The following is a 25,592-nucleotide window of genomic DNA, read 5'->3' as shown; positions in this document are numbered from 1 at the left end:
CATCGTAGGGCGGTGCCCTCTGCTGCGGGTTTGTCCCGGCAAGGACGAGGCGGCCGTTCGCCGGGTGGCTGCCTCTCGCGAGGTGGCGGTCGCGCCGCCCGGGCGGGGCTGTCCGGTTCCGTCCGGGCCCTCTGACGGCGGGGCGTGCGTATGTGCGAACCTGTTCGCCGTGTCTCTCCTCAGGCGTCTGCACCCGCTGGACTGGCTGGCCGGCGGCCTGCTCGCACTCGGTGCGCTGTGCGTCGCCACGGGCCTGCTGCCCACCGGTCCCGCCGCGGACGTGATGCAGCGCATCGGTCCGCTGGTGGTGTTCCTCGCCACGGTCATCGTCCTCGCCGAGCTGACCGGCAGGGCGGAGGTCTTCGACGTCGTCGCCACCTGGGTGGCGCGGGCGGGCCGCGGGAGGTATCCCCTCCTGTTCTGCCTGTGCGTGCTGTTCGCGTCGGTCACCACGATCACGCTCAACCTGGACACGACGGCGGTTCTGCTGACCCCGGTGATGCTGGCCCTGGCGACCCGGGTCGGGATCGCGCCCGTACCGCTGGCGATGACCACGGTCTGGCTCGCGAACACGGCGAGCCTGCTGCTTCCCGTGTCGAACCTGACGAACCTGCTGGCCGCGGACCGGATCGCGCTGACCCCGTCGGAGATGGCCGCCGCCATGTGGGCGCCGCAACTGGCGGCCGTCGCGGTCACGATGGCCTGCCTGTGGGGCTTCTACTGGCGCCCCGGGCGCCGCGGCGAGACGCGCTACACGCCCCCGCCCCTGCCCCGTCCCGCGGACCGGGTCCTGTTCCGGGTGTGCGCGGTGGCGTGCGCCGGGTTCCTGCTGGCGATCCTGCTGGCGGACGTGCCGCTGTGGTCGGCGTCGATGGCGGCCGCGCTGATCGTGGTGGTGGCCTTCGGGGTGCGCCGCCGGGAGGAGCTGCGCCTCTCGCTGATCCCCTGGCGGCTCCTCGTCCTCGTCCCGGGGATGTTCCTGGTCGTGGAGACGGTCAACGCCCACGGGCTGCACGACATCCTCGCCGCCGCGATGGGGTCCGACAACGGCCTCGCCGGAATGCTGCGGTCCGCGGCGGTCGGGGCGGGCTTCTCCAACGTACTGAACAACCTCCCGGCCTATCTGGCGGGCGAGGCGGCCATCCCGGTGGCCAACCACGAGCAGCTGCTCGCGCAGCTGATCGGGGTCAATGTGGGACCGGTCATCACGCCGTGGGCCTCGCTCGCCACCCTGCTGTGGTTCGAGCGGTGCCGCTGGCACGGCACCCGGATCGACCTGGGCCGCTTCTTCGGTACGGGGTTCGTGCTGGCGGTGGCGGGCACCCTGGCGGCGACGCTGGCGCTGGCCGCCACGGCTTAGCGGTCGGCGCCGTACATCCTTCGGGGTTGGTCGACGCGCATCGCCCCAGCCCCGCAAGGACCGGTGCAGGAGGCCACTTGGACAGGGAAAACGCAACTTCGACACGGCCCGCAGAGGCAGCTACCTTCACCTGGTCCTCGGCGATCAACCACGGTCGCACAGAAGTTCCTTCAGGCTGAGCCGCCGCGACGGGACGAGTCGGTCACGCCCCGCGAACCCTTGCCCCGTGCGCAAGCCACCGAACCGGGTCCGCACCAGGGACCCCACCCCAACCAGGGAGAGACGCATGCCCCATCTCGCGCTGTACACATTCGGCGTCCTGAAGTCGCCTCTGGCGGATCCCGGACCTCTCACGCGCGAGTTCTACGACATGGGTGAGGCCGTCTACCGGAAGATCAGTCAGCACCCCGGATACCTCGGGCGTGCCGAAGCGGCAGACGGTGATCGGGGCATGCTCTTCGGCGCGGACTGGGGTGCATGGGGGGAGTTCGCCGTACCGACCTGGTACGGCAAGGGCCATACGGTGGAAACCACCGCCCTGGCCACGACCCTCTCGCTCTGGACCGACCTGCGCCCCGCCTTCGACGCCATCTACACCGGTCTGCACCGTGCGGCGCTGAACAGGCGTTACGACTGGTTCGAAAGGACGGGACACCCGAATTACGTGTTCTGGTGGGTCTCCGACGGCGTGATACCCACCTGGCAGGACGGGGTTTCCAGGCTGGAACACCTCCACGACCACGGCTCCGCGCCGCACGCCTTCACCTTCCACCACGCGTTCGCCCCGGAGGGAACTCCGACCAGGATCAAAGGCATCGGGCCGAAGAGCGACCGGGTTCGCTGACAAGGAGGCCCTAGTGCTGTGACCGGAAAGGTCCACCGGGTCGCGACGCCCGGCACGGCACTAGAAGACGCCCGGGGTGACGGCTGCCACCTCCCGCAGCAGGTACGCGAGGGTCTCGCCGCGTGCCGCCACGAAGCTGCGGCCGGTGTCGGCGCCGGCGAAGCCGGGTCTGAACGGCGCCCCGGACAGCGTGCGCAGCTCCACCCCCGCCTCCGCGGCCAGCAGCGCCCCGGTGGGCAGGTCCACCCCCTCGGCGCGGTAGCCGACGAAGCCGTCGATGGTGCCGCGCGCGAGCAGGCTCCAGCCGAGCAGCGGCGCCCACAGTTGCAGGACGCGCCGGCAGCGCAGCTCCAGCGTGCCGCGCAGGGCCACCGCCGTGACGTCCCCGCGTTCCACGGCGTACCCCTGCGTCCAGGCGACGACCGGCCCGGGGCGGGGCAGGGTGCGGTCGGGGCCGGGCAGCGCGCCGGACGGCCCGTGCGCTCCGTACCCCCGGACCGCGTGCCAGGTCTCCCCCGTGACCGGTTCGTGCACCACTCCCATCACGGGGGCGCCCGCGAGGCACAGCCCGATGCCCACCACGTAGGTGGGCAGCCCGATCGCGACGTTGTTGCTGCCGTCCAGCGGGTCCACCAGCCAGGTGCGCTCGCCCGTCGCGTCGAGCAGCCCGGCCTCCTCGGACAGGATCCGGTCGTGCGGGAAGTGGCGCTGGATCCGGCCGAGGAGGAGCTTCTCGGCGGCGAGGTCGAGGTCCATCTGCACGTCCCCGGACCCGCCTTTGGTCCGCAGGCACCGCGCCGAGCCGAAACGCGTGCGCAGCAGGCCGCCCGCCTCCTCCGCCGCGGCCACGGCAACCTGCCTCTCGTGGTCGAAGTCAGGCCCGCTGTTGGGCATCGATCCTCCTGAGGACGGTGTGGACGCTGCGCACGGTCTGCGCGGTGTCGCACAGCCGGCGGGTCGTGCGGCGCGGCCGGCCGTCGAGCGGGCCGAGCGAGAGGTCGAGCTGTCCGGGTATCGACATGCCGTGGACCAGCGTGGCCGCGGGCTCCACCCCGTCCAGGGCGGTGGCGTGGAACTCGCCCGCGGGCAGGGTGTAGGTCTCCCCGCCGGCGCTGATGTGGGCGGGGCCGGGATCGCTCCGCACGAGGAGGGAGGTCGGCCGGATCTCGTCCACGCCGTCACTGCCGCTGTGCACCTCGAACACGCGATGGGTCGCGCCCTCCTCGCCGTCCCGCACCACGGTGGTGCGTACCGGCAGGTTGGCGACCCGCCCGTACAGCACGCGGCTGCGCAGTTCCCAGCTGTGGGCGTGCATCGGGGACGCGTCCGGCTGGGCGCGGTTGCCGGCCTCGAAGAGATGGACGCAGACGCCGCGCGGGCCCTCTCTCAGCAGCGGCAGGCACAGGAATCCGAGCGGATGCCGGACAGCACGCAACTCCCGGGTCCCGGAGGCGATTTCCTCCAGGGTGACAAGGGTCCTTTCGAGCTCGGGTTCCATGGCACGCGCCGGAGCGCATCACCTCCTGTAGGGGTCCTCCGCATGCAGTGCCTTCTCGATGATCTTGCCGATGTCGCTGTCGGTGAAGACGCGCGGCAGGGGCAGCCGCAGGTCGTCGAAGAGGGTCCGCACCTCGTCGACCGTGGGCTCCTGGCCGAGCGGCGAGGCGACGCGCAGATCGAGCACGGTGGCCTGCTCGCGGCTCTGGTGCAGCTCGGTCACGTAGTAGTCGTACAGCGGTTGGCCACGCTCGACCAGCAGGTTCACCCGGGACTGGTCGTCCTGGGTGATGATGAGGCAGGTCTCGGACAGGTCGAAGCGCAGGGTCGGGACGGCGGCGGACAGGTGCACGCTGATCTCCAGCGTCGTCAGCTGCCGCTGGTACCAGCAGGCCGCAAGGACGGTCGCGTAGGACTCGCGGCGGACCCGGTCGGTGGTCCACAGTTCGTCGCCGCGCCGCTGCACGCCGAACATCTGCCGGAACCGGGCGTACGCGGCGCAGGCGCGCTCGTCGGCCGGATTGACGATGTCGATCTTCACGTTGAGCTGCGAGCGCTGTTCCTTCGCGGCGCTCACGCACAGGGGGAGGGTGACCGCCCGCAGGTAGGTGCCCGTACCGCCCTTGAAGTACCAGAGGTTGGTGTGCTGGCGGGCCTTGCGCAGCGCCTCGCCGACCTCGTTGCCCGACAGCGAACGCACCATCGCGAGGTCTTCCAGGGCCTGCCGGGTCCCGCTCATCGCCTCCTGGATGCTCGCGGGGCGCCGCACGCGCTCCACGATCGACCCGGTTGCGAGGAGGCCGAGGACGACGAGGGTGGCGCCGGAGGAGACGTCGTCACTGATGACGTCGCCGAAGATGTCCAGGAGCCCGACCGCCATCGCGATGCCCAGGGCGACCACGACGTCGGCGTTGCGCAGCACCCAGGCGACGAAGCGTTCCAGGCGCCCTACGTGCGCTGCCATGAACGCACCCCCCTCCCCCACCCGTGTTCCGATGGTAGGAGATGTGCCGGTGGCGCCACCAGAGCGAGTTCACGTCGCGCGGCAGGCGTCGCGGTCCCTGTCGTCGCCATCGGCGTCGTCATCGCCGTCGCCGGTCAGCAGGCGGGCGCGCAACCGCTGCGCGGTCGACTCGGTGAGCCCGACCCGGTCCTTGAGATAGCCCTCTACCGATCCGTACCGGGCCTCCAGGTCCGCGAACACCAGCTCCATGACGACGGCGGGGGCGCGGCCGTAGCTCGGCCACTTCATGACCCGGCCCGGGTTGGCCGCCCGCCAGTCCGCGGCGAGCCGCTCGGTGGCCAGCTCGGTGAGCGCGAAGTCGGCGAGGACGTCGGCCCGTTCCACCCCGAGCAGGGTCAGCACGAACGCCCCGATCAGCCCGGTCCGGTCCTTGCCCGAGGTGCAGTGGAAGACGACGGGCGCGGGCGCCTGCGCGATCGCCTCCAGGGCCTGCCGGATCTCCTCGACCCCGTCCTCGGTCACCTCGGCGAACCGGTCCGCGAGGTAGCGCCAGGGGTCGAGGTCCGGGTCGATCTCGGCCTGGTCGTAGGGGCGGTGCTCGATGCTCAGGTTGACGTAGCGGAACCGCTCCGCCTCGGGCACCCGCCCCTTGGCCTCGATCTCCCACGGATACCGCAGGTCGATGACCGTCCCGATCCCCAGCCCCAGGAACCGCTCCCAGTCGGCGCCCCGCAGCTTGCCGAGCGAGTCGGCCCGATAGACCATCCCCCACCGAACGGTCCGCCCGTCGGCGGACCGGTAGCCGCCCAGGTCACGGAAGTTGTGCAGCCGCTCGAACCCGACATGCCGCTTCATCGTCTCTCCCCCTCGTCGACGGACTCCGCCGACGACCATGCCCTACCCGGACCGCCGAACTCCAGCCCGAACCGCCGGAGTCGGGGCACAGAGGTGAGGAGGGAAGGTTAAGCGCTTCCCACCGTCGCGGGCTCCGGGCGGGGTGCGGGGAGGGCGAAGGCCTCGGAGAGGAGTTCGTACGAGCGCCGGCGGTCGGACGGGTCGCAGGTCAGGGTGTTGATGATCAGCTCGTCGACGCCGTGGCTCCCGGCCAGGGCCTTCAGTACCGCGGAGACCTGCTCCGGTGCCCCGGAGACGAGGGCCGTGCGGTGCACCTTGGCCCGTTCCAGCTCCGCGCCCGTCCAGCGGTGGCGGCGCGTGGTCCCGTACGACGGCAGCGGGCCGTCCTGGCCGAGGTCCTTGCGGGCGCGCCACAGCAGCATGCTCTGGGCCAGTTCCTCGGCGCGGCCGGCGCTGTCCGCCGTCACCACCCGGACCGCGAGCGCACCGCCCGCCCGCTCGCCGATGGAGGTACGGAACCGGGCGCGGTAGTCCTCGAAGGCCTCCCGCCCGCCGACCGGGGAGAAGAAGTGCCCGAACGCGAACTCCGTGCCCAGCATCCCGGCCAGCCGCGCCGATTCGCGGCCCGCGCCCAGGAGCCACATCTGCGGCGGGACCGGTGCCTGCGGCACCACCCCGCCCTCGCCGAGCAGCGCGCGCAGTTCCGCGAGCCGCTGCGGGAAGTCGCGGGCCGGACCGCCGGCCCGGCCGATCCCGAGGTCGACGCGCCCCGGATGGAGGGAGGCCAGTACGCCGAACACCTCGGCCACCTTCGCCGGGTCGTAGCGCGGCAGCAGTACGCCGCCGGTCCCGATCCGCATCCGCGAGGTGCGGGCGAGCAGCGCGCCCGCGAGGATCTCCGGCGCGCTGCTCGCGAAGCCCGGCGAGTCGTGGTGCTCGGCGACCCAGTAGCGGGTGTAGCCGAGGTCCTCCGCGACGCGGGCGAGGTCCACGGAAGCGCGCAGCGCCCCGTCCGGAGTGTGGTCCTCGCCGACCGGGGTCTGGTCCAGTACGGACAGTCGCAGCTTCGTCATGACGGGCCGCCTTTCAGTGCTGGTGGACAGGGAGACCGGTGGCGCCCGCCATGGTCGCGGGCACGATCCTGAAGTCCCGTTCGAAGACCAGGTTGTGGAGGTCCGCGGCGGCGATAGCGCGCAGGGTCGGCAGTTCGGCGGCGGCCTGCGCGTCGTCGAAGACGTTCAGGGGCCATTCGGAGACCGTCGCCCCGCGCAGGTGCGGGTGGTGGAACGAGGCTCCGTAGTGCGCGTAGAGCGTCACGGGCGGGATGTCGGCGGCCGACTGCTCGTCCCACCACAGGGTCCAGGCGCGGAAGAGGTTTCCGTCGTCGGTGCGTTGCACCTCGCCGGCGTCGATCACGCCCTGCCCGAGGAGGAGTTCGTCATTGAGCTCGCCGAGCGCCTGGCGGGCGTACGGGTCCAGCAGGCGTGCGGCGGTACGGAAGTGCTCCTCCTTGTCGGGCCGGGAGACGGCGCCGCCGTGGATGCCGTCGCGCAGGTCGGCGAAGTGGCGCAGCAGGGCGTCGAGGTTGGGGACGTCGGCGGTGGTCATGTCAGCTCCTTGAAGGATGGACGAGGGAGGAAGGGGTGCAGGGCCCGGCCCAGCCAGCCGCGCATCGAAACGGCCGGCCGCTCGCCCGGGCCGCCGCGGCCGGGTTGCAGGAACGCCCCGTGACCCGTCTGCCGGAACTCGCGCAGGGTGACCTCCACCCCGGCCGCCCGCAGCAGGCGCCCGTAGTGGTGCACGTCGTCGCTGACGGGGTCGAGGTCACCGGTGGCCAGGACGGCCGGTGCGAGTCCGCTCAGGTCGGCGGCTTCGAAGGGGGTGCTGTGCAGCCGCGTGCCGTCCGCGGCGACCGGCCGGCCGGGGAGCCGGTAGTCCTGCCAGGCCGCCGCCAGGTAGGAGGCGGTGGGGAACAGGTCGGGGAAGCGGTGGTACGAGGCCGCCGCGCACTCGGGGTCCAGCGGCGGGTAGGCCAGGACCTGCGCGGCCAGCGGAATCCCGCGGTCGCGGCACACGAGGGCGGCCGAGGCGGCGAGGGTGCCGCCGGCACTGTCCCCGCCGACGGCCAGGACGGGCGGGGCGGGAGCGGACCCGTCGTGGTGCTGCTCCGGCTCCTGCTGCCCGGCCCAGGCCAGGGCGGACAGGATGTCCTCGACCATGGCCGGGTGGCGTGCGTCGGGGGCGAGCCGGTAGTCCACGCTCAGCACGCCGAAGCCGGAGTGCTGAGCGAGTTCGGCGGTGGCGCCGTGCCAGTCCCGGGCGGATCCGGCACGCCAGCTGCCGCCGTGGGCCCACACCAGCCAGCCCTGCGGTGACCCGGTGCCCGGGCGGTACGCGCGGGCGGGAAGGGGCCCGGACGCGGTGGGCACGGACACCTGCTCCCAGCTGACGACGGTGGGTGTGGCCATCGGGGTTCCTTTCCATCGGTAGCCGGCGCTCGCGCCGGGCCCGGGGCCAACGTTCGCGGCCGGGACGGGGCTGTCACAAGGCGGAGTTGCCTTAGTGGAGGCGCGCACTTCGTCAGCTGGACCGCTTGGTGCGGAGGAAGAGGGCGGTGGTCAGGGTGCCGACCACGACGATCGCGGTGTTCACGATGACCGCGGTCGTGATCCCCGCATGAATATCGGTGCCGGCCGCGGCGATGGCCGACATGATCGGCGTGCCCATCGTGATACCGATCTGCTGCGTCATCGTCGCCAGACCCGTCGCCATGCCCTGCTCGTGATCCGGCAGCCCCGTCGTCGCGGTCACCATGAACCCGACGATCACCAGCATGTTGCCGATACCACCGACGAACGTCGCGACCAGCAGCAGCCACATGCTCGACGAGGTCTCACCCAACGCGATCAGACTCAACGTCGCGACCGCCTGGAGGAGACCACCGATGATCAAAGTGCTGCGCGTGTTCGTCGCCGCGATCACCCGCGGAGCGATCGAACCACCGATCACCGTCCCGATACCCAGCACACCGAACGAGAGGCCGGCCGTCAGCGGAGAGAAGTCCAACACTTCCTGCAGGTAGAGCGTCATCAGGAAGACCAGACTCGTCTCCGTCAGGAACGCGATCAGACCCGCGATGTTGCCCCACGCCACCGTCTTCTTCTTCAGCACCGACACCGGCACCAGAGGAGCCGCGCTCCTCGACTCGATCGCATAGAACACCACCAGCAGCACCACACCCGCCGCCAGCCACGCCAGCGCACCGCCCGAACCCCAACCGTGCTCACCCGCCTGCGTCAACCCGTAGATCAGAGCGAGCAGACCCAGCGTGACCGCCGTCGCACCCGGCAGATCCAGCTTCGGACGCACCACCGGACGCGACTCCTTGATCACCGCAGGAGCGATGAACAACACCGCCAGCGCCACCGGCACGTTGATGAAGAACGCCCACCGCCACGACAGCAGATCCGTCAGGACACCACCCAGAATCGCGCCCGTCGTGAACCCCGCCGACATCAACGCACCATTGAGACCCAACGCCTTCTGACGCAACGGCCCCTCCGGGAACGACGTCGTCAACAACGACAGACCGGCAGGGGTGACCGCCGCCGTCGCCAGACCCTGCAACACACGGGCGACCAACAGCATCTCCGGACCGTTCGCCAGACCACCCGCCAACGACGACAGACCCAGCACCGCCAGACCCACCAGGAACAACCGACGACGACCGAACAGATCCGCCACCCTGCCGAACAACAGGGTGAAACCAGCAGCACACAACGCGAACGACGTCGCGATCCACTGCAGATTCGACAACGAGAAACCCAACCCGTCACCGATCACCGGCAACGCCACATTCAAAATCGAGAAATCAACCGCCAGCATGAACTGCGCCACCAGCAGCACCACGAGAACCAACTTCAGACGCCCGTCCAGACGAACGGGGCCCTCGGCTCCTCCCCCCTCCCCTGAACCCGCGTCAACACGCGCTCCCTCGACAACCGACATCGCCATACATCCTTTCGATCACAACTGGGGCCTTCCATGTCGAAGGCCGGTACTCGCCGGGGAAGCCGGCTCAGGCAGGGGTGTGCGCCGAGGCGCGGCGCCGGAGTTCGTCGGACAGTTCCTGCCAGTCCCGTGCGCACTGGGCGGCCGCGGCAGCGGCTGTCTCGACGCGGTACGGGGGTATTGCGGCGACGATCCGCTCCCACTGGCGCAGTCCGCTCACCTGGAGGTCGAGCATGCGCAGCAGGAGCCTGCCCGCCTCGCTCAGCCTGAGCAGGGGGTCCTTGCACAGGCTGGTGACCAGTACGGGCAGTGGCTGCCCCCGGCCCCGAGGGGGCACCGGGGGCGGCGCGGGGGCCGTGGCGTCGGCGGAGCGGCGCTGGGCGGCCGGTACGGGATCGGCTCCCTCTCCGATCCGGCGCCGCACGTCCCGTACGGTCGAGGGCGCGATGCCCGCCTCCCGTGCGATCTGCCGCAGGGACGCGGTGGGGCGGCCGGCCAGCAGCCGGGCCGCGGCCTCCCGGCCCCGGACCGGATCGGCCGGCCGGACCCGGCCGTCCTGACCGACACGGCCCGGCGGCGCCGGCCCCGGCGCCTCGCGCCGCCGTAGCGTCGCGACGGTCCTGGCCGCCAGCCCGGTCCGGCGCGCGATGCCGCGGTCGGACCAGTCCGGGTGGGACCGCAGGATCCGTAACGCCGCGGTGGTCCGTTCCGCCTGGGTCAGCGGGAGTCCGTGACTGATGTTGGCCTCGACCGAGATCACGAACGCGTCCTCGGCGCTGCCGTCGAAGAACGTCACTCCCACCGTGTCCCGTCCGCGCAGTACGGCGGCCCGCAACCGGTGCGTCCCGTCGATGATCCGCATGGTGGGGCGGTGCACGAGCAGCGGCGGCAGGGTCCGGTCGGAGTGCGCGAGGGCCTGTGCGTGGCTCTCGTCCACCTGCACGGTGCGGGGGGAATCCGCGGCGAGCAGGGTGCGGATCGGCACCTCGACCGCGACGTCGGGGGCCTGCGCCGGGTGTCGTGGGTTCGGCTCGTCCATGAAGTTCACCTCCCTCCCGGCACTCGGTGCTTCGGGCGCCGCTCCGTTCGGCGGCCCCGGAGAAGAAATTACGTAATTACCGTTCGGTAACCTATTCAGGAGCCGAACCCCGTTGAGATTTGGGCAAGTTGGCCCTGCAGGGCCAGGTGGGGTGGGCGACCGGGGAACTTCCGCGGTCGCCCACCGAGCGGCGCTCAGACCCTCACGAGCTCCTCCGACCGCACGAACTCCCTTAACCAGGACAGGAATTCGGGGCCCAGGTCCTCACGCTCGCAGGCGAGCCTGACCGTCGCGCGCAGGTACTCGGCGCGGTCCCCGGTGTCGTAGCGCCGACCGGAGAACACGACGCCGTGCACGGGGCGGCCGGCCGCGACCAGGGCCCGCAGCGCGTCCGTGAGCTGGATCTCGCCGCCGCGTCCGGGGGCCGTGTTCCGCAGCACCTCGAAGATCTCGGGATCGAGGAGATACCGGCCGATGACGGCCAGATTGCTGGGCGCGGTGCCGGGCTCCGGCTTCTCCACCAGCTCCGTGATGCGTACGCCGTCACCACCCGCCGACGACCGGTCCACCGCAGCACATCCGTACAGGTGGATGGCCTGCGGCTCCACCTCCATGAGGGCCACGACACTGCCGCCGAAGCGTTCCCGCACCTCGGCCATGCGGGCGAGCAGGGGGTCACGGGGGTCGATCAGGTCGTCGGCCAGGAGGACGGCGAAGGGCTCCCGGCCGACGTGGGGCGCGGCGCACAGGACGGCGTGCCCCAGACCCTTGGGATCGCGCTGACGCACGTAGTGGATGTCGGCGAGCTCGGTGGAGGCGCAGACGCTCCGGAGTTTGTCCTGATCACCCCGGCGCCGGAGGGCTTCCTCCAGCTCGTAGTTGCGGTCGAAGTGGTCCTCCAGCGGCCGCTTGTTGCGTCCGGTGACCATGAGAATGTCGGACATCCCCGCCGCGACGGCCTCCTCCACCACATACTGGATGGCCGGCTTGTCGACCACCGGGAGCATTTCCTTCGGGGTGGCCTTGGTCAGCGGGAGGAATCGTGTGCCGAGTCCCGCGGCGGGGATCACTGCCTTGGTTATCCGGTGAGGTGTGGAATTCATGCCACTGACGCTAGAGCGCGCCGCACCCGACCGGCTCGAATTGCCGTGCTTTTACTCCTACTTGGGCATTTCCGTTTCCGGCGGCGCCGCGATCCCTCGCCGGATGAGCCGCCACAGCTCCCCGAGCTCCCCGCTCACCGCACCGGGGCGCTCACCCGGGCCGCGGCGCGCCCGGGTGACGACGCCCCCGACCAGATGCGCCGTCAGCAGGGTGGCGGGGCACGGGTCGACCTCGGGGTCCAGCTGCCCCTCCTCGGCAGCCTGCACCATCAGCTCCTTGACCTCGGGAAGCCAGCATCCGCACCAGTCGGGTCCGGCGCCGACGCGCTCCTGGGTCAGGCGTGCCGCGGCGCGCACGGCTGCGTCCGTCTCGATCAGCCGGCCCAGGGCGAGGACGAGCGCGGAAACGGTGTCCAGCGCCGGGCCGCCGCGGGCCGTCACCCCCTCGACCACTCTGCGGGTGGCGGCCCGCCCCGAATCCTCGACGGCGGAGGCCAACTCCCCTTTCGCCGCGAAGTGAAAGGTGAGGGCCCCGATCGAAATTCCGGCGGAACGGCTCAGCCGGGAAAGCGAGGTCCCGTCGTACCCATTGCGGTCGAATTCAGCGGCGGCCACCGAGATCAGATGATTACGGGTGCGTACGCCGCGCTCTTGCTTCACCACTGCGCTATCACTGCCATCCAGGTCGTTCCTCACTCGCCATTGCGCCCCGCGCGGACATGGCGGCCTCCAGCCTCACCCGGGGGCGGGTCGCCCACAACGCCGACTTGACGAAGAAGCGCCCATGCCCCGCCGCTCCGCACCGCCCCCGCGACCGGCGCCACCGCCCTCCGCGAACCAACGTGCCGAAGTCGTGGGGAGGACGCCACACGTTCGCTAGAAAAAAAACGAACGTTCTGTATTCTATGAGTGCCGACGGCACCTGCCGACGTCCGCGGTGGAGGGGGAGACAGATGACGACACGGACAAGGACCAGAGCCCTGGCTGCCGGTGACACCGAACTGAAGGAGTTCACGGAGCGCCTCTTCGGGCACTTACCGAGAGCCGACCAACGACGCTGGGCCCGGGTCTACCTGCAGGGACTGCTCACGACTCCGGGGAAGAAGTCCGTACGCAGGCTCGCGGCGTCCGTCACCGAGTCGCCCACCGCCTCCCAGTCCCTGCAGCAGTTCATCAACGCGAGTCCCTGGGACTGGAATCCGGCCCGCACCGAACTGCTGCGCTGGCTGGAGGAACGGCAACCGGTGCGGGCCTGGACGATCGGGCAGGTGTGCTTCCCCAAACGGGGTGAGCACTCGGTCGGCGTGCACCGCCGCTTCGACCCCGTCGCCGGACGCATCGTCAACTGCCAGTTGGGCTTCTGCCTCTTCCTGTACCTGGACGGCATGAGCGTGCCCGTCGACTGGCGGCTGGCCCTCCCCGAGGCGTGGGTGACGGATCCCGTCCTGCGCCGCCGTGCGCGCATCGCGCCCGAGGCCGTCCACCAGAGCCCGGAAGCCCTGGTGCTGGAGCTCGCCGACTCGATCGCGGCCCGCACCTCGTCGGCGCGTCCCCCGGTGGTCGCCGACCTCAGCCGCCTCGGCGGGGCCGCCGCGCTGATCGGGATGCTCGGCCGCCGCGGCCACGGCTTCCTGGTGTCCGTACCGCCGACCCTCGCGGTGCGCGCGGCCGGCCTGACGCCGGGCGGTGACGGCGCCCGGGCGCCCGGGCGCGGGACCACCGCGGCCGATTTCGCCGGCCTGGGCAACACCAGCCACCCGTACACCGCACCGCTTGCCGGCCCCGGCGCACGTCCGCGGGGGCAGCGCATCCACTCGGCGCTGGTCAGGGTGCCGGAGGGAGAGTCGCGAGCCCGGGGGGCGCAGCAGATCTACCGGCTGTTCGGCGAACGGCGGCCGGGGGCGGGCGGGAGGGGTGGGCCGGGTGGGCCGGTGTGGCTCACCAATATGAACCGGCACCGGATGGACGACCTGCTGGGCCTGGTGCGGGCGGCGGGGCGGTCTGCCGCGGTGCTCGGGGCGCTCGCGGACGACTTCGGGCTCCTCGACTTCGAGGGGCGATCCTTTCCCGGCTGGCACCATCACATGACGCTCATGTCGGCCGCCTATGCGTATGCCCTGCGGGGGCATGTGAGGCTCCCCAGGGCGCAGCCCGCCTGAACGAGCGGGCCGGGCCCCGGGGCCTGCGCCCCGGGGGAACCCGGCTCCGCCGGGCACCGGACTCCGCCCGGACCCTCGCCCAGCTACCGCTGGGAGGTGCCCCCTGCTCGAACGCCGGCGGGGCTTGATTCGGCGGAGCCCGGACCGAACAGGGGTCAGGCGCGGATGAGGGCCAGGGCCTCGTCGCGGACCCTGGCCAGCGTGGCCCCGTCACGCGCCTCCACATTCAGACGCAGGAGCGGCTCGGTGTTGGACGCACGCACGTTGAACCACCAGTCCCCCGCCGTCACCGTCAGACCGTCCAGCTCGTCCAGCGTCACACCCTCGGCGCTGCCGTAGGCGGCCTTCACCGCCGCCAGACGCGCCGCCTGATCGGCGACCGTCGAGTTGATCTCACCCGAACCCGCATAACGGTCGTACGAGGCCACCAGCGCCGACAACGGACCGTCCTGACCACCCAGGGCCGCCAGCACATGCAACGCCGCCAGCATGCCCGTGTCCGCGTTCCAGAAATCCTTGAAGTAGTAGTGCGCCGAGTGCTCACCACCGAAAATCGCACCCGTCCTCGCCATCTCCTCCTTGATGAAGGAATGACCCACCCGCGTCCGGACCGGCGTGCCACCGTTCTCACGCACCACCTCCGGCACCGACCAGGACGTGATCAGGTTGTGGATCACCGTGCCCGAACCACCGTTACGGGCCAGCTCACGCGCCGCGACCAACGCCGTGATCGCCGACGGCGACACACCGATACCACGCTCGTCCACGATGAAACAACGGTCCGCATCACCGTCGAAGGCGATCCCGAGGTCGGCACCCTCCGCCAGCACCCGCGCCTGAAGATCCACAATGTTCTTCGGATCCAGCGGATTCGCCTCGTGGTTCGGGAACGTCCCGTCCAACTCGAAGTACATCGGCACCACATCCAGCGGCAGACCCTCGAACACCGTCGGAACGGTGTGACCACCCATGCCGTTCCCCGCATCCACCACCACCCTCAAGGGGCGGATCGACGACAGGTCCACCAGACCCTTCAGATGCGCCGCATACCCGGGGAGGCTGTCCAGCTCCGTGACCGTCCCCGCCACCGTGCCCTCCGCAACGGCCGGGGCACCCGCCTCCGACCACTTCTCCACCAGCCCACGGATCTGCGACAGACCCGTGTCCTGACCCACCGGAGCCGCACCCGCACGGCACATCTTGATCCCGTTGTACTGCGCCGGATTGTGCGACGCCGTGAACATCGCACCCGGCAGCCCCAACGAACCCGACGCGTAATACAGCTGATCCGTCGAACACAGACCGATCAACGTCACATCCACACCACGCACCGCCGCACCCCGCGCAAAAGCCGCCGACAGACCCGGCGACGAAGGCCGCATGTCATGCCCGACCACAATCGCCTCAGCACCCGCGACCTCGACGAACGCCGCACCGAACAGCTCCGCCAACGACTCGTCCCACTCGTCCGGCACGACGCCACGCACGTCATACGCCTTGACGATGTTCGAAAGATCGGGCATTTCCACTCCTCCATGGGGTGACCGGCTGTGCTCCGGACGCTACCCGCCGCCCTGCCCGACACAGCCCGTCCACGCCCCATCCCGCTGAGGCTTTGGCAGATAGCCGTCACCCCGGCGCCGCCCCGCCCCTCTCCCGGTACCACTCCGCCGCCGGGCCGATCCGGCTCAGCGGGCCGGGCCCCGGTGTGATCCCGGCGAGCTCCCAGGCCGCGTCCGCGCGGTACCAGTGATCCCGGGCCAGCAGCGTGAACTGACGTTCGCTCACCCAGCCCGGGACGGCGGCGAGCGTGTCCAGGCACCTGCGCCACGGCCAGTCCCCGTCGGGCCGCGCCGGCAGTACCCGGTGCTCGGCGAGCGCGTCCATGAGGTCCCGGTTGCGCACCGGCTCCGGGTGATGGGCGTGAATGACACCTGTCGTACCGACCGCGGCGCCGTCGCCGAGAGCGAAGGCGACGATGAGCCGCGCCAGGTCGTCGACGTCGACGAAGGAGGCCAGACCCTCCCCTCCGTCCCACCGCGCCGGTACGCGCCGGAAGGCGTCGACGAGGGCCGGTACGGCCCACCGGTCGCCCCGTCCGAGCACCAGCCCCGCGCGCAGTACCAGTCCCCCGGCGTCGAGCACGGGCCCCTCCCCCGCCAGCCGGCCGGCGCTGGCCGGCGAGACCGGGGCGGGTGCCAGCTCGCCCACGTCCTGCCCCCGGTGCGGTCCCGGTCCGTAGACGGCACAGGTCGACAGGTGGACGATCCGCCCCACTCCGGCCCGTCGGGCCTCGGCCACCAGGGCTGCGGCTCCGGCGGAGTTGACCGCGGCGCACCGGTCGGCGTCCGGTCCGATGTAGGAGGCCAGCGACAGCAGGACGTCCGCGCCCTCGCACACCCCGCGCAGGGACTGCTCGTCGGCCAGGTCCGCGTTCACCCAGCGCACGTCGTACGGGGCGGCGGGGGGCGGCGTACGCGATGTCGCGCGCACCACGGCCCCGGGGTCCTGTGCGGCCAGTCGGCGCAGCACCGCCGATCCCACGAAGCCCGCCGCGCCGGTGACGACGACATGACGGGCACTCAAGCCCGCTTCTGCGCACCCGACTTGGTCTCGTTCTTCGGCTTCTGCTCGGCGGGCGGCAGCGTCAGGCGCAGTCCGCCGCGGATGTCGTCGGCGGCCACGGCGGGCAGCAGGTACCGCCAGAGCGAGGCGATCCGCTGCGGCAGGTCGGCTCGTCCGGTGGACGCCTGGGAGAAGAGCTGCGCCCCGGTGAAGGAGCTGACCAGCACCCAGGCCAGCTCGTGGTCGTCGACGTCCGGCTGGAGCTCCCCCTTGGCCCGGGCGAAGCGCAGCTGCTGGCGGAACTCCAGGACCCAGGCCTGGTAGGCCACGTCGTCGCGCAGGCCGAACTCGCCCTGTTCCACGGCCAGTCGTACACCGGCCCGGAGCACCGGATTGTGCTGGAGCTGCTCGGCGAGGTAGAGCGTGATGTCCACCAGGTGCTGCAGGCCGTCCTCGCCGGCGGGGAACTCCAGGCCGTCGCCCTGGCCGACCATGACGGCATAGGCGAGTTCCTCCTTCGAGCTGAAGTGGAAGTACATGCCGCCCTGCGTGACGTCCGCACGCTTCATGATCTTGCTGATGCTGGCCCCGCTGAAGCCGAACTCGTCGAAGACCTCGGCCGCGGCGCGCAGGATGGCAGCTTTGGTCTGAACTGCCCTGAGTTGGGGCGCGCGTTGCTGCTTCCGTTCTGACATGAGCACCTAACTAATCTCGACAAAAAAAACGAACATCCTTTATTTTAGGACCTGCGCCGAACAAGCACCAGCTCATGTCCGACGTCCAGGGGGGCTCAACCATGACTCTGTCAACTGATTACTCCGCCTCACCCATCGCCGCGCTCAGCAGCGCCTTACCGCGGGAGTACGTACACAAGAGCGCACACTCGGAGGTCCTTCTCACCGGGTGGCGCACCGTCGCGCCGGACGAGTACGTCGTCAGCGCCCAATGGCCCCGCTCCCACAGCTTCTACACGCCGGACGGCGGCCATCACGATCCCCTGCTCCTCGCCGAGTCGGTCCGCCAGGCCATCCCGCTCCTGAGCCACGTCGCGTACGAAGTCCCCTTCGGTCACCGCCAGATCTGGGACACGTTCAGCTACTCGACCAACCCCGAGACCCTCGCCGTCGGTTCGACTCCGGCCGACATCGCACTGCACATCCGCTGCTCCGGCATCTCGCGGCGCGGCCGAAGACTCGCGGGTCTCACCATGCACGTGACCGCCACCCGCGACGGAGAGTTCCTGGGCACCGCCCAGGCAGGCTTCACCAACCAGCCGGAGGCCGTCTACCAGCGCCTGCGCGGCCCGAACGCGGACCTCGACGAGGTGGCCGCCCGCACCATCCCGCTGCCGCCGCCGCTGACGCCCCGCCGTGTGGGCCGCGACCGCTTCCACGACGTGATCCTCTCCCCCACCAGCTCCACGCGGCGCGCCCAGCTCCGGGCCGACGTCAACCACCCGATCCTCTTCGACCACCCCGTCGACCACGCCCCCGGCATGCTGCTCCTGGAAGCCGTGCGTCAGGCCGCGTACCGTTCCGCCTTCCCCCGACGGGGAGTCCTGACCGATATGGAGATCCGCTTCTTCCGCTACGCGGAGCTGACCTCGGCCTGCTGGATCGAGACCGTCCCGACCGCCGGGGAGCCGGCCACGCCGGACCGCCATCCCGTACGCGTGGTCGCCAGCCAGAACGGCGAGGTCGTCTTCACCGCCACAGCGACGATCAACGCCACGGCGCCCGCGCCCGTCCACGTCCACGCGACGCCCTGACTCTTCGGTGAGGCACTCGGCTCATGAGCGCGCCGGCCCATGAGCCCCCGCCGCACCGGTCCGCCCCCTCCGGAAGAAAGGCGAAGGCGCCTGATCGGGTCCGTGCCCGACAGGCGCCTTCGTTCGCTCACGGTCGGCGCCGTCGGCGTCCCCGCCGTCCCCGCCGTCGCGGCCGGTCAGACCTTCCTGACCACGCTGGACTTCAGCTGCATGGGCCCGAAGCCCTCGATCCTGCAGTCGATGTCATGGCCGTCGACACCCTCCACCAGGCGGATGTTGCGCACCTTGGTGCCCGCCTTGATGCCGCTCGGGCTGCCCTTGACCTTCAGGCCCTTGACGACGGTCACCGTGTCGCCGTCGGCCAGCACGTTGCCCACCGCGTCCTTGATCACCCGCTCCTCGGCGGCGCCGCCCGACTCACCGGACTCGCCGGAGGCGTGCGGCCACTCGTGCCCGCACTCGGGGCAGACCAGGAGCGCCCCCATCTCGTAGGTGTACGCACCCGCGCATTGGGGGCAGGGAGGCAAGGGGTTCTCAGTCACCCCTCGAGTATATTTCAGGCCCGTCGCCGCAGGTCGGCGACCGGTCCAGGGTCCTCAGGCCCTGCAGGAGCAGGGACAGCCCGAATTCGAAGTGCGCCGCGAAGTCCTCACTCGTGAGCGTGGGCAGCGCGGCGGCGAGCTGCGGATACCGCTCGGGATCGGCCGCCAGGCGCAGGCGCTCGGAATCCGCCGCCCCGTCACCCCCCACCGGCTGGAGCGCGGCCTGCTCCTCCAGCGTATGGCCGATGGTCAGGTGGGCCACCGCCATCAGCGTGCGCGCCGCCTCCTGCGCGCCGAATCCGGCCGTGCGCAGTACGCCGACGACCGCCTCGGCGAAGCCGAGGGTGTGGGGCCCGGTCGCATGGGTGCCCGCGTAGACCCGCGCGCCGTCCCGGCGGGCGAGCAGCGCCCTGCGCATGCCCCGGGCGAGGGAGGCCAGCTGCTCGCTCCAGTCGCCGTCGCTCTTCGCCGCCGCGAGGTCGGCCAGCATGCGTTCCGCCATCGCGGTCAGCAGGTCGCCCTTGGTGGCGAAGTACCGGTACAGCGCGCCGGCCTGGACGTCCATCGCGTCGGCGAGGCGGCGCATCGTCAGCGCGTCGAGGCCGACTTCGTCGAGGAGTTCCAGCGCCGTGTCGACCGTCCGGGTGCGGTCGAGGCGGGCCGGGCGGCCACGGGCGGGGGTTGACGGGGAGCTCATGACCCTCACTATAGTGAACATCGTTCACGTGAACGATGTTCACTAATTGTGGGAGGCATCACCGATGGATACCGACGTGATCGTGGTGGGCTCGGGGCCGACCGGGCTGCTGCTCGCCTGCGAGCTGGCACTGGCCGGCGTACGGACCCTGGTCGTCGAGCGGCGCAGCCGGCCCCAGCAGGACTCCCGGGCGCTGACCCTGCATCCGCGCAGCCTCGAACTGATGGATCTGCGCGGCCTCGCCCCGCGCTTCCTCGGGCTCGGCCGGACCGTTCCCGGCTGGCACTTCGCCGCGCTCGACACCCCGCTTGACTTCACCGCCCTGGACAGCCGCCGGGCGCACACGCTGTTCCTGGCCCAGGCGCGTACCGAGGAGCTGCTGGCGCAGCGGGCGCACGAGCTGGGCGTGGAGATACGCCGCGGGCACACGCTCACCGGCCTGCGGCAGAGCGAGGACGGGGTCGAGGCGGAGGTGCACGGGCCGGACGACCGGCCGGACGGGGTCCCGCGGACCCTCCGCGCGGCGTACCTGGTGGGGTGCGACGGCGGGCGCAGCGCCGTCCGGGAGGCGGCCGGCATCGACTTCCCCGGTACCGACGAGACCCTGACCGGGGTGCTCGGGGACTTCGCCACCGTCATCGCCGACCCCGAGGACCTGGCCGCCGCCCGGGGCGCGGGCGTGCTCGCCGTCCCCCTGGAGGGCGGACTCACCCGCTTCGTGTACATCGACCCGGAGCGGCTGCGGACACCGGCGCGGGAACCGGTGACCCTGGAGGAGTTCCGCAGCGCGCTGGTCCGGATCTGCGGCTCCGACTTCGGGGTCGACCGGCCCCGCTGGCTCTCGCGCTTCGGCAATGCCACCCGGCTGGCGGCGACCTACCGCTCCGGCCGCGTCCTCCTGGCCGGCGACGCCGCCCACATCCACTTCCCGGCCGCGGGCCAGGGCCTCAACACCGGGCTCCAGGACGCCATGAATCTCGGCTGGAAACTGGCCGCGGAGGTGAACGGCTGGGCCCCGCCCGGCCTCCTCGACACCTACCACGCCGAGCGCCACCCCGTCGGCCGGGCCGTCACCGAGAACACCGAGGTGCAGACGCTGCTGGCGGAGCTGCCGCTCGTGGACCGCTACCGGCGCCCGGCCGCCGCCCTGCGCGGGCTCTTCGAGGAACTGCTGAGGATGCCCGAGGTCAACCGCCGGTTCGCCGAGCAGGTCTCCGCGCTCGGCACCGCCTACCCCGCCACCGCCCCCGGCGCCGATCCGCTGGTAGGCCGCAGGATGCCCGACATCGCCCTGAGCGCGGCCGGTTCGGACGCGACACGGGCGTACGAGCTCCTGCACCGGGGCGGCTTCGTCCTGCTCCGCCTCGCCGGTGCGCGGGACCCGCGCCCAGCACCGTACGAGGGCCCCGGCCGGCACCCGCACCTCGGCGCGGTCACCGCCCGCGCGCACGAGGAGCACCCGGAGCTCGACGGGGTGCGCGAGATCCTGATCCGTCCCGACGGGCACATCGCCTGGGCCACCCGGAGCGACGACGCCGACGAGCGCCTCACCGGCCGCAACGCCGCCCTCGTCGCATGGACGGCGCGCACCGCGGCATGAGCCGGGGCGCCCGGCACCCGGGCGGTCATGAGGGGCGGTCGGTGGCGGCCGGGTTTCCGAGGCGGGCGAGGAGGGCGAGGCCGCGGGCGCTCGGGCTGTCCGGTTCGGCGTGGTAGACCACCAGCTGCTGGCCCGGCGCCCCGCGCACGTCGAAGGACTGGAAGGTGAGCGAGAGCCGGCCGACGTCGGGGTGGTCGAGTTCCTTGGTCTCATAGGTCTTGCCCCGGACGGTGTGCGCGGACCACAGCGCGGCGAAGTCCGCACTGGCCGAACCGAGTTCGCGAACCAGGTCGAGCAGCCGCGGGTAGCGCGGGTCGAGGCCGGTCGCGTGGCGCAGCCCGGCCACCACCGCCTCGGCCGCGCGGTCCGGGTGGACGAAGAATCGGCGGGCCGCGGGGTCGAGGAAGGTCATCCGGGCGAGGTTGTCCCGCTGCGCGAACGGGGAGAAGAGCGCCTCGGCCATCGCGTTGGCTGCCAGGAGGTCGGTGGCGGGGTTGAGGACGAACGCCGGGGTGTTCGTGTACCCGTCCAGCAGTTGCCTCAGGGCGGCCCCGACCGCCTCCCGCGGCTGCGGCCGGTCACCGCCGGGCGCGGTACCCGCCAGCCTGAACAGGTGTTCCCGCGCGGCCTCGTCCATGCGCAGGGCGGCGCTGATCGCGTCGAGGACCTGCGAGGAGGGGCCGCGCTCGCGTCCCTGTTCCAGCCGGGCGTAGTAGTCGCTGTTCATTCCGGCCAGAACGGCGACCTCCTCGCGGCGCAGCCCCGCCACACGGCGGCGTCCGTAGGAGGCGAGTCCCACGTCGCCGGGCCGCAGGTGGGCGCGCCGGGCACGCAGGAAGTCTCCGAGATCGCTGCTGGTCACACCTCCAGGTTAGGAGGCGGCTCCGCGTGGCGGAACTGCCGTTCTTTATTGGCGCGTTCCCGCTCCTTCCGGCACCCGTCCGACCTGATGATCTTGCGTAGGCTCGTGTTCGACCGACCCTGCCGACCCTGCCGACCCGGCCCACCCGGCCGATCGACACCGGCCGATCGACACCCACGGACCGGATTCCGCCCCCCACCGGAGGAGCACAGTGCCCCAGCCCATGAACCGACGACTCGCCCTCGGCGCAGCCCTGCTGGCGGTGATGGCCGCCGTGGCTCCGGCGACCACCGCCCACGCCGCCCCGACCACTCCGGACCTCGACGCGCTGACCCAGGCGCTGCAGAACACGACCGGCGCCGGAGCGCCGGGCGCCATGGCCCGTTTCAGCGGCCCCGACGGGGTCAGCGTCAAGACGGTGGGCGTGCGCGACAAGGTCACGGGGTCGGCGATGGACGCTCAGGCCCGCTTCCGGATCGGGAGCGTCACCAAGACCTTCACCTCCGTCGTCCTGCTGCAACTGGTCGACGAGGGCAAGGTCGATCTGGACACCTCCGTCAACCGGTACCTGCCCGGGCTGCTGCCCGACGACCGGATCACGGTGCGTCACCTGCTGAGCCACCGCAGTGGGTTGTCGGACTACACCAACGCCATGTTCGAGCACACCGTGCCGGGCTTCGAGGCCGTACGCAACCGGGTGTTCGGCTACCAGGAGCTGGTGAACCTCTCGCTCGCCGAACCGCGGACGAACGAGCCCGGCGCCGCGTACGCGTACTCGAACACCAACTTCATCGTCCTCGGCATGCTCATCGAGAAGACCACCGGCAACGCCGTGGCCAAGGAGTACGAGCGGCGCATCTTCAAGCCGCTGAAGCTGCGCAACACCTCCTACGTGCACCCCGCGACGCAGATCAGGGGGCTGCACGCGCACGGCTACCTCCACCCCGACGAGGCGGGCGCCCCGCTGGTCGACTCCACCGAGCAGACGGCGTCCTGGGCCCAGTCGGCCGGGGCGGTGATCTCCAACCCCGCCGACCTGAACACCTTCACGTCCGCGCTGCTCGGCGGTCGGCTGCTGCCCGCGCGCCTGCTGGACGCCATGCTCACGGTGACTCCGACCGACACCACGAACACCCGGTTCTACGGGCTCGGTCTGCGCCGCTACGACCTGTCGTGCGGCACGTCGGTCTATGGGCACACGGGCACCGTGCAGGGCTTCTACACCTACGCCTTCTCCACCCGCGACGGGCGCCGCAGCCTCGCCGCGATGGCGAACACCTCGAACCGGGGGCAGGCCAACACGGCCCTCGGCGGCACCCTCGAAGCCGCGTTCTGCGGGAAGCCCGCCCCGAAGGCCGCCCCCAAGGCCGCGGCGCGCGGGTTCGGCATCGCCCCGGCCGAGATGGACCTGCCGGAACGCAACGCGCGCTGACGTCACGGGGCGGGTGCCCGCAGGGAGCACCCGTCTGACGAATCATCAGGTCATCTGTCCCGGACTATTGACTCTGTCGGCGGCAGTCGGGATTCTCGTCCCACCGTTGTGGGGTCCATGACAAGCCACGCCTGTGGCCGTGGCCTGTCATGACCCCCGGCGGATCCGGCTCCTCGACCGCGCCATCCGGCTGACCTAAGACGTGAGTGATGACCATTTCTCGACAAACGCACCACAGGCGTAGGCCCCTGGCGGTCCTGTCATTGCTCCTCGCCGTGGTGGCCATGGTGCTCGGCCCCGTACCCAGTTCCGCCGCCGACCCCGGCTGGTGGAACCCGGTCGCGCGACCCGCACCCGACTCCGACATCAACGTCACGGGCGAGCCCTTCAAGGGGACCGACGCCCAGGGACGGGTCCGGGGCTTCGTCGACGCGCACGACCACATCATGTCCAACGAGGGCTTCGGCGGCCGTCTCATCTGCGGCAAGCCGTTCTCCGAGGCGGGGGTGGCCGACGCGCTCAAGGACTGCCCCGAGCACTACCCCGACGGCACGCTCGCCATCTTCGACTTCATCACCAAGGGCGGGGACGGCAAGCACGACCCGAACGGCTGGCCGACCTTCAAGGACTGGCCCGCCCACGACTCGCTGACCCACCAGCAGAACTACTACGCGTGGGTCGAGCGGGCCTGGCGCGGCGGCCAGCGGGTCCTGGTGAACGACCTCGTCACCAACGGGGTCATCTGCTCGGTCTACTTCTTCAAGGACCGCGGCTGCGACGAGATGACCGCCATCCGGCTCGAGGCGCAGAAGACGTACGACATGCAGGCCTACATCGACAAGATGTACGGCGGCCCGGGCAAGGGCTGGTTCCGGATCGTCACCGACTCCGCGCAGGCCCGCGACGTCATCCAGCAGGGCAAGCTGGCCGTGGTCCTCGGGGTCGAGACCTCCGAACCCTTCGGCTGCAAGCAGATCCTGGACATCTCGCAGTGCAGCAAGCAGGACATCGACCGCGGGCTGGACGAGCTGTACCGCCTCGGCGTGCGCAGCATGTTCCTGTGCCACAAGTTCGACAACGCCCTGTGCGGGGTGCGCTTCGACGAGGGCGCCCTCGGCACCGCCATCAACGTCGGCCAGTTCCTGTCGACCGGGACCTTCTGGAAGACGGAGAAGTGCACCGGCCCGCAGCACGACAACCCCATCGGGCTGGCGGCGGCCGCACCCGCGGTGCAGAGCAAACTCCCCGCGGGGGTCGCGGTCCCGTCCTACGCCGGCGACGCCCAGTGCAACACGCGCGGGCTCACGGAACTCGGTGAGTACGCGGTGCGCGGCATGATGAAACGCAAGATGATGCTCGAGGTCGACCACATGAGCGTGAAGGCCGCGGGCCGGGCCTTCGACATCCTGGAGTCCGAGTCGTACCCGGGTGTCATCTCCTCGCACAGCTGGATGGACATGGACTGGACCGAGCGCGTCTACAAGCTCGGCGGTTTCATCGCCTCGTACATGAGCGGAGCCGAGGGCTTCAGTGCCGAGGCGAAGCGGACGGACGCGCTGCGCGACAAGTACAACGTCGGCTACGGATACGGCACCGACATGAACGGCGTCGGCGGCTGGCCCGGACCGCGCGGGGCCGACACCCCCAACCCGGTGCGCTACCCGTTCCGCAGCACCGACGGCGGCTCGGTCATCGACAAGCAGACCACCGGTTCGCGCACCTGGGACCTCAACACCGACGGCGCCGCGCACTACGGTCTGGTCCCCGACTGGATCGAGGACATCCGGCTCGTCGGCGGCCAGGGCGTGGTGGACGACCTCTTCAAGGGCGCCGAGTCCTACCTGACCACCTGGGGGAACTCCGAGAAGCACAGGTCCGGTGTGAACCTGGCCGCGGGCTCCCCGGCCTCGGCGTCGAGCGCGGAGTGGTGGAACCCCTTCGTGAACTTCTCCCCGGGCCGGGCCGTGGACGGCGACTCGGGCACCCGCTGGGCGAGCGAGTGGAACGACAACCAGTGGCTGCGCATCGACCTCGGGTCCGCGAACCGGGTGGGGCGCATCACGCTCGACTGGGAGGCCGCGTACGGGAAGGCGTACCGCATCGAGGTCTCCACGGACGATACGAACTGGCAGACCGTCTGGTCCACGACCGCCAGTGACGGCGGCCTGGACACGGCCCGCTTCTCCGGGGTGCCGGCGCGCTACGTCCGCGTCCAGGGACTCCAGCGGGCCACCCAGTGGGGGTACTCGCTCCACGAGGTCGGCGTCTACAGCGGCTGACGCCGCCGAGGCGAG

The 25,592-nt window shown here is 71.2% G+C and carries 24 protein-coding genes; 7 read left to right on the top strand and 17 right to left on the bottom strand.

The features are described 5' to 3' along the window. The first annotated feature begins 169 nt into the window (after positions 1-169). Together OG373_RS32895 and OG373_RS32890 are read left to right on the top strand one after the other, a co-directional pair. Positions 170-1,360, top strand: a complete 1,191-nt coding sequence (locus OG373_RS32895) for an SLC13 family permease (RefSeq protein WP_405442066.1) — start codon at positions 170-172, stop codon at positions 1,358-1,360. A gap of 286 nt (positions 1,361-1,646) precedes the next feature. Next, entirely contained in the window at positions 1,647-2,204 is a 558-nt protein-coding gene (locus OG373_RS32890) for a DUF3291 domain-containing protein (RefSeq protein WP_405442064.1), read from the top strand. A gap of 60 nt (positions 2,205-2,264) precedes the next feature. On the opposite strand, the gene OG373_RS32885 is transcribed toward OG373_RS32890, so the two are convergent. The 11 genes from OG373_RS32885 to OG373_RS32835 all read right to left on the bottom strand — a co-directional run bounded on the left by OG373_RS32885 (position 2,265) and on the right by OG373_RS32835 (position 12,336). Beyond that, entirely contained in the window at positions 2,265-3,098 is an 834-nt protein-coding gene (locus OG373_RS32885) for an inositol monophosphatase family protein (protein ID WP_405442062.1), read from the bottom strand. Further along, the gene (locus tag OG373_RS32880; protein WP_405442060.1) at positions 3,079-3,702 is read right to left on the bottom strand and encodes a hypothetical protein; all 624 of its coding nucleotides are present in this window, start codon (positions 3,700-3,702) and stop codon (positions 3,079-3,081) included. The genes OG373_RS32885 and OG373_RS32880 overlap by 20 nt, the downstream gene beginning before the upstream one ends. Before the next feature lie 18 nt (positions 3,703-3,720). Continuing rightward, entirely contained in the window at positions 3,721-4,665 is a 945-nt protein-coding gene (locus OG373_RS32875; protein WP_052874083.1) for a hypothetical protein, read from the bottom strand. Positions 4,666-4,734: 69 nt separating this feature from the next. Beyond that, a complete protein-coding gene (locus OG373_RS32870; protein WP_405442059.1) occupies positions 4,735-5,520 on the bottom strand; it encodes a tyrosine-protein phosphatase in 786 nt (261 codons plus the stop codon). Between the two features lie 107 nt (positions 5,521-5,627). Further along, positions 5,628-6,593, bottom strand: a complete 966-nt coding sequence (locus OG373_RS32865) for an LLM class flavin-dependent oxidoreductase (RefSeq protein ID WP_405442057.1) — start codon at positions 6,591-6,593, stop codon at positions 5,628-5,630. Positions 6,594-6,606: 13 nt separating this feature from the next. Then, the gene (locus OG373_RS32860) at positions 6,607-7,128 is read right to left on the bottom strand and encodes a hypothetical protein (RefSeq protein ID WP_405442055.1); all 522 of its coding nucleotides are present in this window, start codon (positions 7,126-7,128) and stop codon (positions 6,607-6,609) included. Beyond that, entirely contained in the window at positions 7,125-7,988 is an 864-nt protein-coding gene (locus OG373_RS32855) for an alpha/beta hydrolase (protein WP_405442053.1), read from the bottom strand. The genes OG373_RS32860 and OG373_RS32855 overlap by 4 nt, the downstream gene beginning before the upstream one ends. Positions 7,989-8,100: 112 nt before the next feature. Beyond that, complete coding sequence (locus tag OG373_RS32850) at positions 8,101-9,528, bottom strand: MFS transporter (RefSeq protein WP_405442051.1); 1,428 nt, start codon at positions 9,526-9,528, stop codon at positions 8,101-8,103. A 70-nt stretch (positions 9,529-9,598) separates the two neighbouring features. Continuing rightward, positions 9,599-10,570: a ParB/RepB/Spo0J family partition protein gene (locus OG373_RS32845; RefSeq protein WP_405442049.1), complete on the bottom strand. Its 972-nt coding sequence runs from the start codon at positions 10,568-10,570 to the stop codon at positions 9,599-9,601. Positions 10,571-10,764: 194 nt separating this feature from the next. Further along, on the bottom strand, positions 10,765-11,673 hold the full coding sequence (gene galU / locus OG373_RS32840) for a UTP--glucose-1-phosphate uridylyltransferase GalU (protein WP_405442047.1): 909 nt from the start codon (positions 11,671-11,673) through the stop codon (positions 10,765-10,767). A 57-nt stretch (positions 11,674-11,730) separates the two neighbouring features. After that, positions 11,731-12,336 (bottom strand): TetR family transcriptional regulator, encoded by a 606-nt coding sequence (locus tag OG373_RS32835; RefSeq protein WP_405442046.1) that lies wholly within the window; start codon positions 12,334-12,336, stop codon positions 11,731-11,733. A 290-nt stretch (positions 12,337-12,626) separates the two neighbouring features. Here OG373_RS32835 and OG373_RS32830 point away from each other — a divergent pair, with 290 nt between their 5' ends. Continuing rightward, positions 12,627-13,832, top strand: coding sequence for an IS701 family transposase (locus OG373_RS32830; protein WP_405442044.1), 1,206 nt, complete (start codon positions 12,627-12,629; stop codon positions 13,830-13,832). A gap of 155 nt (positions 13,833-13,987) precedes the next feature. On the opposite strand, the gene OG373_RS32825 is transcribed toward OG373_RS32830, so the two are convergent. From OG373_RS32825 to OG373_RS32815, 3 genes are all read right to left on the bottom strand, one after another. After that, positions 13,988-15,355 (bottom strand): phosphomannomutase/phosphoglucomutase, encoded by a 1,368-nt coding sequence (locus tag OG373_RS32825; protein WP_405442042.1) that lies wholly within the window; start codon positions 15,353-15,355, stop codon positions 13,988-13,990. A gap of 106 nt (positions 15,356-15,461) precedes the next feature. Continuing rightward, positions 15,462-16,418 (bottom strand): NAD-dependent epimerase/dehydratase family protein, encoded by a 957-nt coding sequence (locus tag OG373_RS32820; RefSeq protein ID WP_405442040.1) that lies wholly within the window; start codon positions 16,416-16,418, stop codon positions 15,462-15,464. Continuing rightward, on the bottom strand, positions 16,415-17,092 hold the full coding sequence (locus OG373_RS32815) for a ScbR family autoregulator-binding transcription factor (protein WP_405442038.1): 678 nt from the start codon (positions 17,090-17,092) through the stop codon (positions 16,415-16,417). The genes OG373_RS32820 and OG373_RS32815 overlap by 4 nt, the downstream gene beginning before the upstream one ends. A 101-nt stretch (positions 17,093-17,193) precedes the next feature. On the opposite strand from OG373_RS32815, the gene OG373_RS32810 reads away from it, so the two are divergent. Continuing rightward, positions 17,194-18,165, top strand: coding sequence for a ScbA/BarX family gamma-butyrolactone biosynthesis protein (locus OG373_RS32810; protein WP_405442037.1), 972 nt, complete (start codon positions 17,194-17,196; stop codon positions 18,163-18,165). 176 nt (positions 18,166-18,341) lie between these two features. Here OG373_RS32810 and OG373_RS32805 read toward each other — a convergent pair whose 3' ends face one another. Beyond that, positions 18,342-18,707 (bottom strand): zinc ribbon domain-containing protein YjdM, encoded by a 366-nt coding sequence (locus tag OG373_RS32805; protein ID WP_397734406.1) that lies wholly within the window; start codon positions 18,705-18,707, stop codon positions 18,342-18,344. Continuing rightward, on the bottom strand, positions 18,700-19,404 hold the full coding sequence (locus OG373_RS32800) for a TetR/AcrR family transcriptional regulator (protein WP_405442036.1): 705 nt from the start codon (positions 19,402-19,404) through the stop codon (positions 18,700-18,702). The genes OG373_RS32805 and OG373_RS32800 overlap by 8 nt, the downstream gene beginning before the upstream one ends. Positions 19,405-19,468: 64 nt before the next feature. Between OG373_RS32800 and OG373_RS32795 the strand changes: the two genes are divergently transcribed. Beyond that, complete coding sequence (locus OG373_RS32795; protein WP_405442034.1) at positions 19,469-21,004, top strand: monooxygenase; 1,536 nt, start codon at positions 19,469-19,471, stop codon at positions 21,002-21,004. Between the two features lie 25 nt (positions 21,005-21,029). Here the strand turns inward: OG373_RS32795 and OG373_RS32790 are convergent, their stop codons facing one another. Continuing rightward, positions 21,030-21,866 carry a helix-turn-helix transcriptional regulator gene (locus OG373_RS32790; RefSeq protein WP_405442032.1) on the bottom strand — a complete coding sequence of 279 codons (837 nt, stop codon included), beginning with the start codon at positions 21,864-21,866 and terminating at the stop codon, positions 21,030-21,032. Between the two features lie 223 nt (positions 21,867-22,089). On the opposite strand from OG373_RS32790, the gene OG373_RS32785 reads away from it, so the two are divergent. Next, on the top strand, positions 22,090-23,298 hold the full coding sequence (locus OG373_RS32785) for a serine hydrolase domain-containing protein (protein ID WP_405442030.1): 1,209 nt from the start codon (positions 22,090-22,092) through the stop codon (positions 23,296-23,298). 284 nt (positions 23,299-23,582) lie between these two features. After that, positions 23,583-25,577, top strand: coding sequence for a discoidin domain-containing protein (locus tag OG373_RS32780; RefSeq protein WP_405444286.1), 1,995 nt, complete (start codon positions 23,583-23,585; stop codon positions 25,575-25,577). Positions 25,578-25,592: the final 15 nt, after the last annotated feature.

This window comes from Streptomyces avidinii (genome assembly GCF_045161815.1).
Taxonomy (GTDB): domain Bacteria; phylum Actinomycetota; class Actinomycetes; order Streptomycetales; family Streptomycetaceae; genus Streptomyces; species Streptomyces avidinii.
The sequence above is the reverse complement of the archived record's forward strand: the minus strand, read 5'-3'. Positions and strand labels throughout refer to the sequence as shown.

What these genes read in the sequence shown, in the direction of transcription:
- OG373_RS32890 (WP_405442064.1), top strand. Translation starts at nt 1,647, where the DNA reads ATGCCCCATCTCGCGCTGTACACATTCGGCGTCCTGAAGTCGCCTCTG.
- OG373_RS32885 (WP_405442062.1), bottom strand. Translation starts at nt 3,098, where the DNA reads ATGCCCAACAGCGGGCCTGACTTCGACCACGAGAGGCAGGTTGCCGTG.
- OG373_RS32880 (WP_405442060.1), bottom strand. Translation starts at nt 3,702, where the DNA reads ATGGAACCCGAGCTCGAAAGGACCCTTGTCACCCTGGAGGAAATCGCC.
- OG373_RS32875 (WP_052874083.1), bottom strand. Translation starts at nt 4,665, where the DNA reads ATGGCAGCGCACGTAGGGCGCCTGGAACGCTTCGTCGCCTGGGTGCTG.
- OG373_RS32870 (WP_405442059.1), bottom strand. Translation starts at nt 5,520, where the DNA reads ATGAAGCGGCATGTCGGGTTCGAGCGGCTGCACAACTTCCGTGACCTG.
- OG373_RS32865 (WP_405442057.1), bottom strand. Translation starts at nt 6,593, where the DNA reads ATGACGAAGCTGCGACTGTCCGTACTGGACCAGACCCCGGTCGGCGAG.
- OG373_RS32860 (WP_405442055.1), bottom strand. Translation starts at nt 7,128, where the DNA reads ATGACCACCGCCGACGTCCCCAACCTCGACGCCCTGCTGCGCCACTTC.
- OG373_RS32855 (WP_405442053.1), bottom strand. Translation starts at nt 7,988, where the DNA reads ATGGCCACACCCACCGTCGTCAGCTGGGAGCAGGTGTCCGTGCCCACC.
- OG373_RS32850 (WP_405442051.1), bottom strand. Translation starts at nt 9,528, where the DNA reads ATGTCGGTTGTCGAGGGAGCGCGTGTTGACGCGGGTTCAGGGGAGGGG.
- OG373_RS32845 (WP_405442049.1), bottom strand. Translation starts at nt 10,570, where the DNA reads ATGGACGAGCCGAACCCACGACACCCGGCGCAGGCCCCCGACGTCGCG.
- galU (WP_405442047.1), bottom strand. Translation starts at nt 11,673, where the DNA reads ATGAATTCCACACCTCACCGGATAACCAAGGCAGTGATCCCCGCCGCG.
- OG373_RS32830 (WP_405442044.1), top strand. Translation starts at nt 12,627, where the DNA reads ATGACGACACGGACAAGGACCAGAGCCCTGGCTGCCGGTGACACCGAA.
- OG373_RS32825 (WP_405442042.1), bottom strand. Translation starts at nt 15,355, where the DNA reads ATGCCCGATCTTTCGAACATCGTCAAGGCGTATGACGTGCGTGGCGTC.
- OG373_RS32815 (WP_405442038.1), bottom strand. Translation starts at nt 17,092, where the DNA reads ATGTCAGAACGGAAGCAGCAACGCGCGCCCCAACTCAGGGCAGTTCAG.
- OG373_RS32810 (WP_405442037.1), top strand. Translation starts at nt 17,194, where the DNA reads ATGACTCTGTCAACTGATTACTCCGCCTCACCCATCGCCGCGCTCAGC.
- OG373_RS32800 (WP_405442036.1), bottom strand. Translation starts at nt 19,404, where the DNA reads ATGAGCTCCCCGTCAACCCCCGCCCGTGGCCGCCCGGCCCGCCTCGAC.
- OG373_RS32795 (WP_405442034.1), top strand. Translation starts at nt 19,469, where the DNA reads ATGGATACCGACGTGATCGTGGTGGGCTCGGGGCCGACCGGGCTGCTG.
- OG373_RS32785 (WP_405442030.1), top strand. Translation starts at nt 22,090, where the DNA reads ATGAACCGACGACTCGCCCTCGGCGCAGCCCTGCTGGCGGTGATGGCC.
- OG373_RS32780 (WP_405444286.1), top strand. Translation starts at nt 23,583, where the DNA reads ATGGTGCTCGGCCCCGTACCCAGTTCCGCCGCCGACCCCGGCTGGTGG.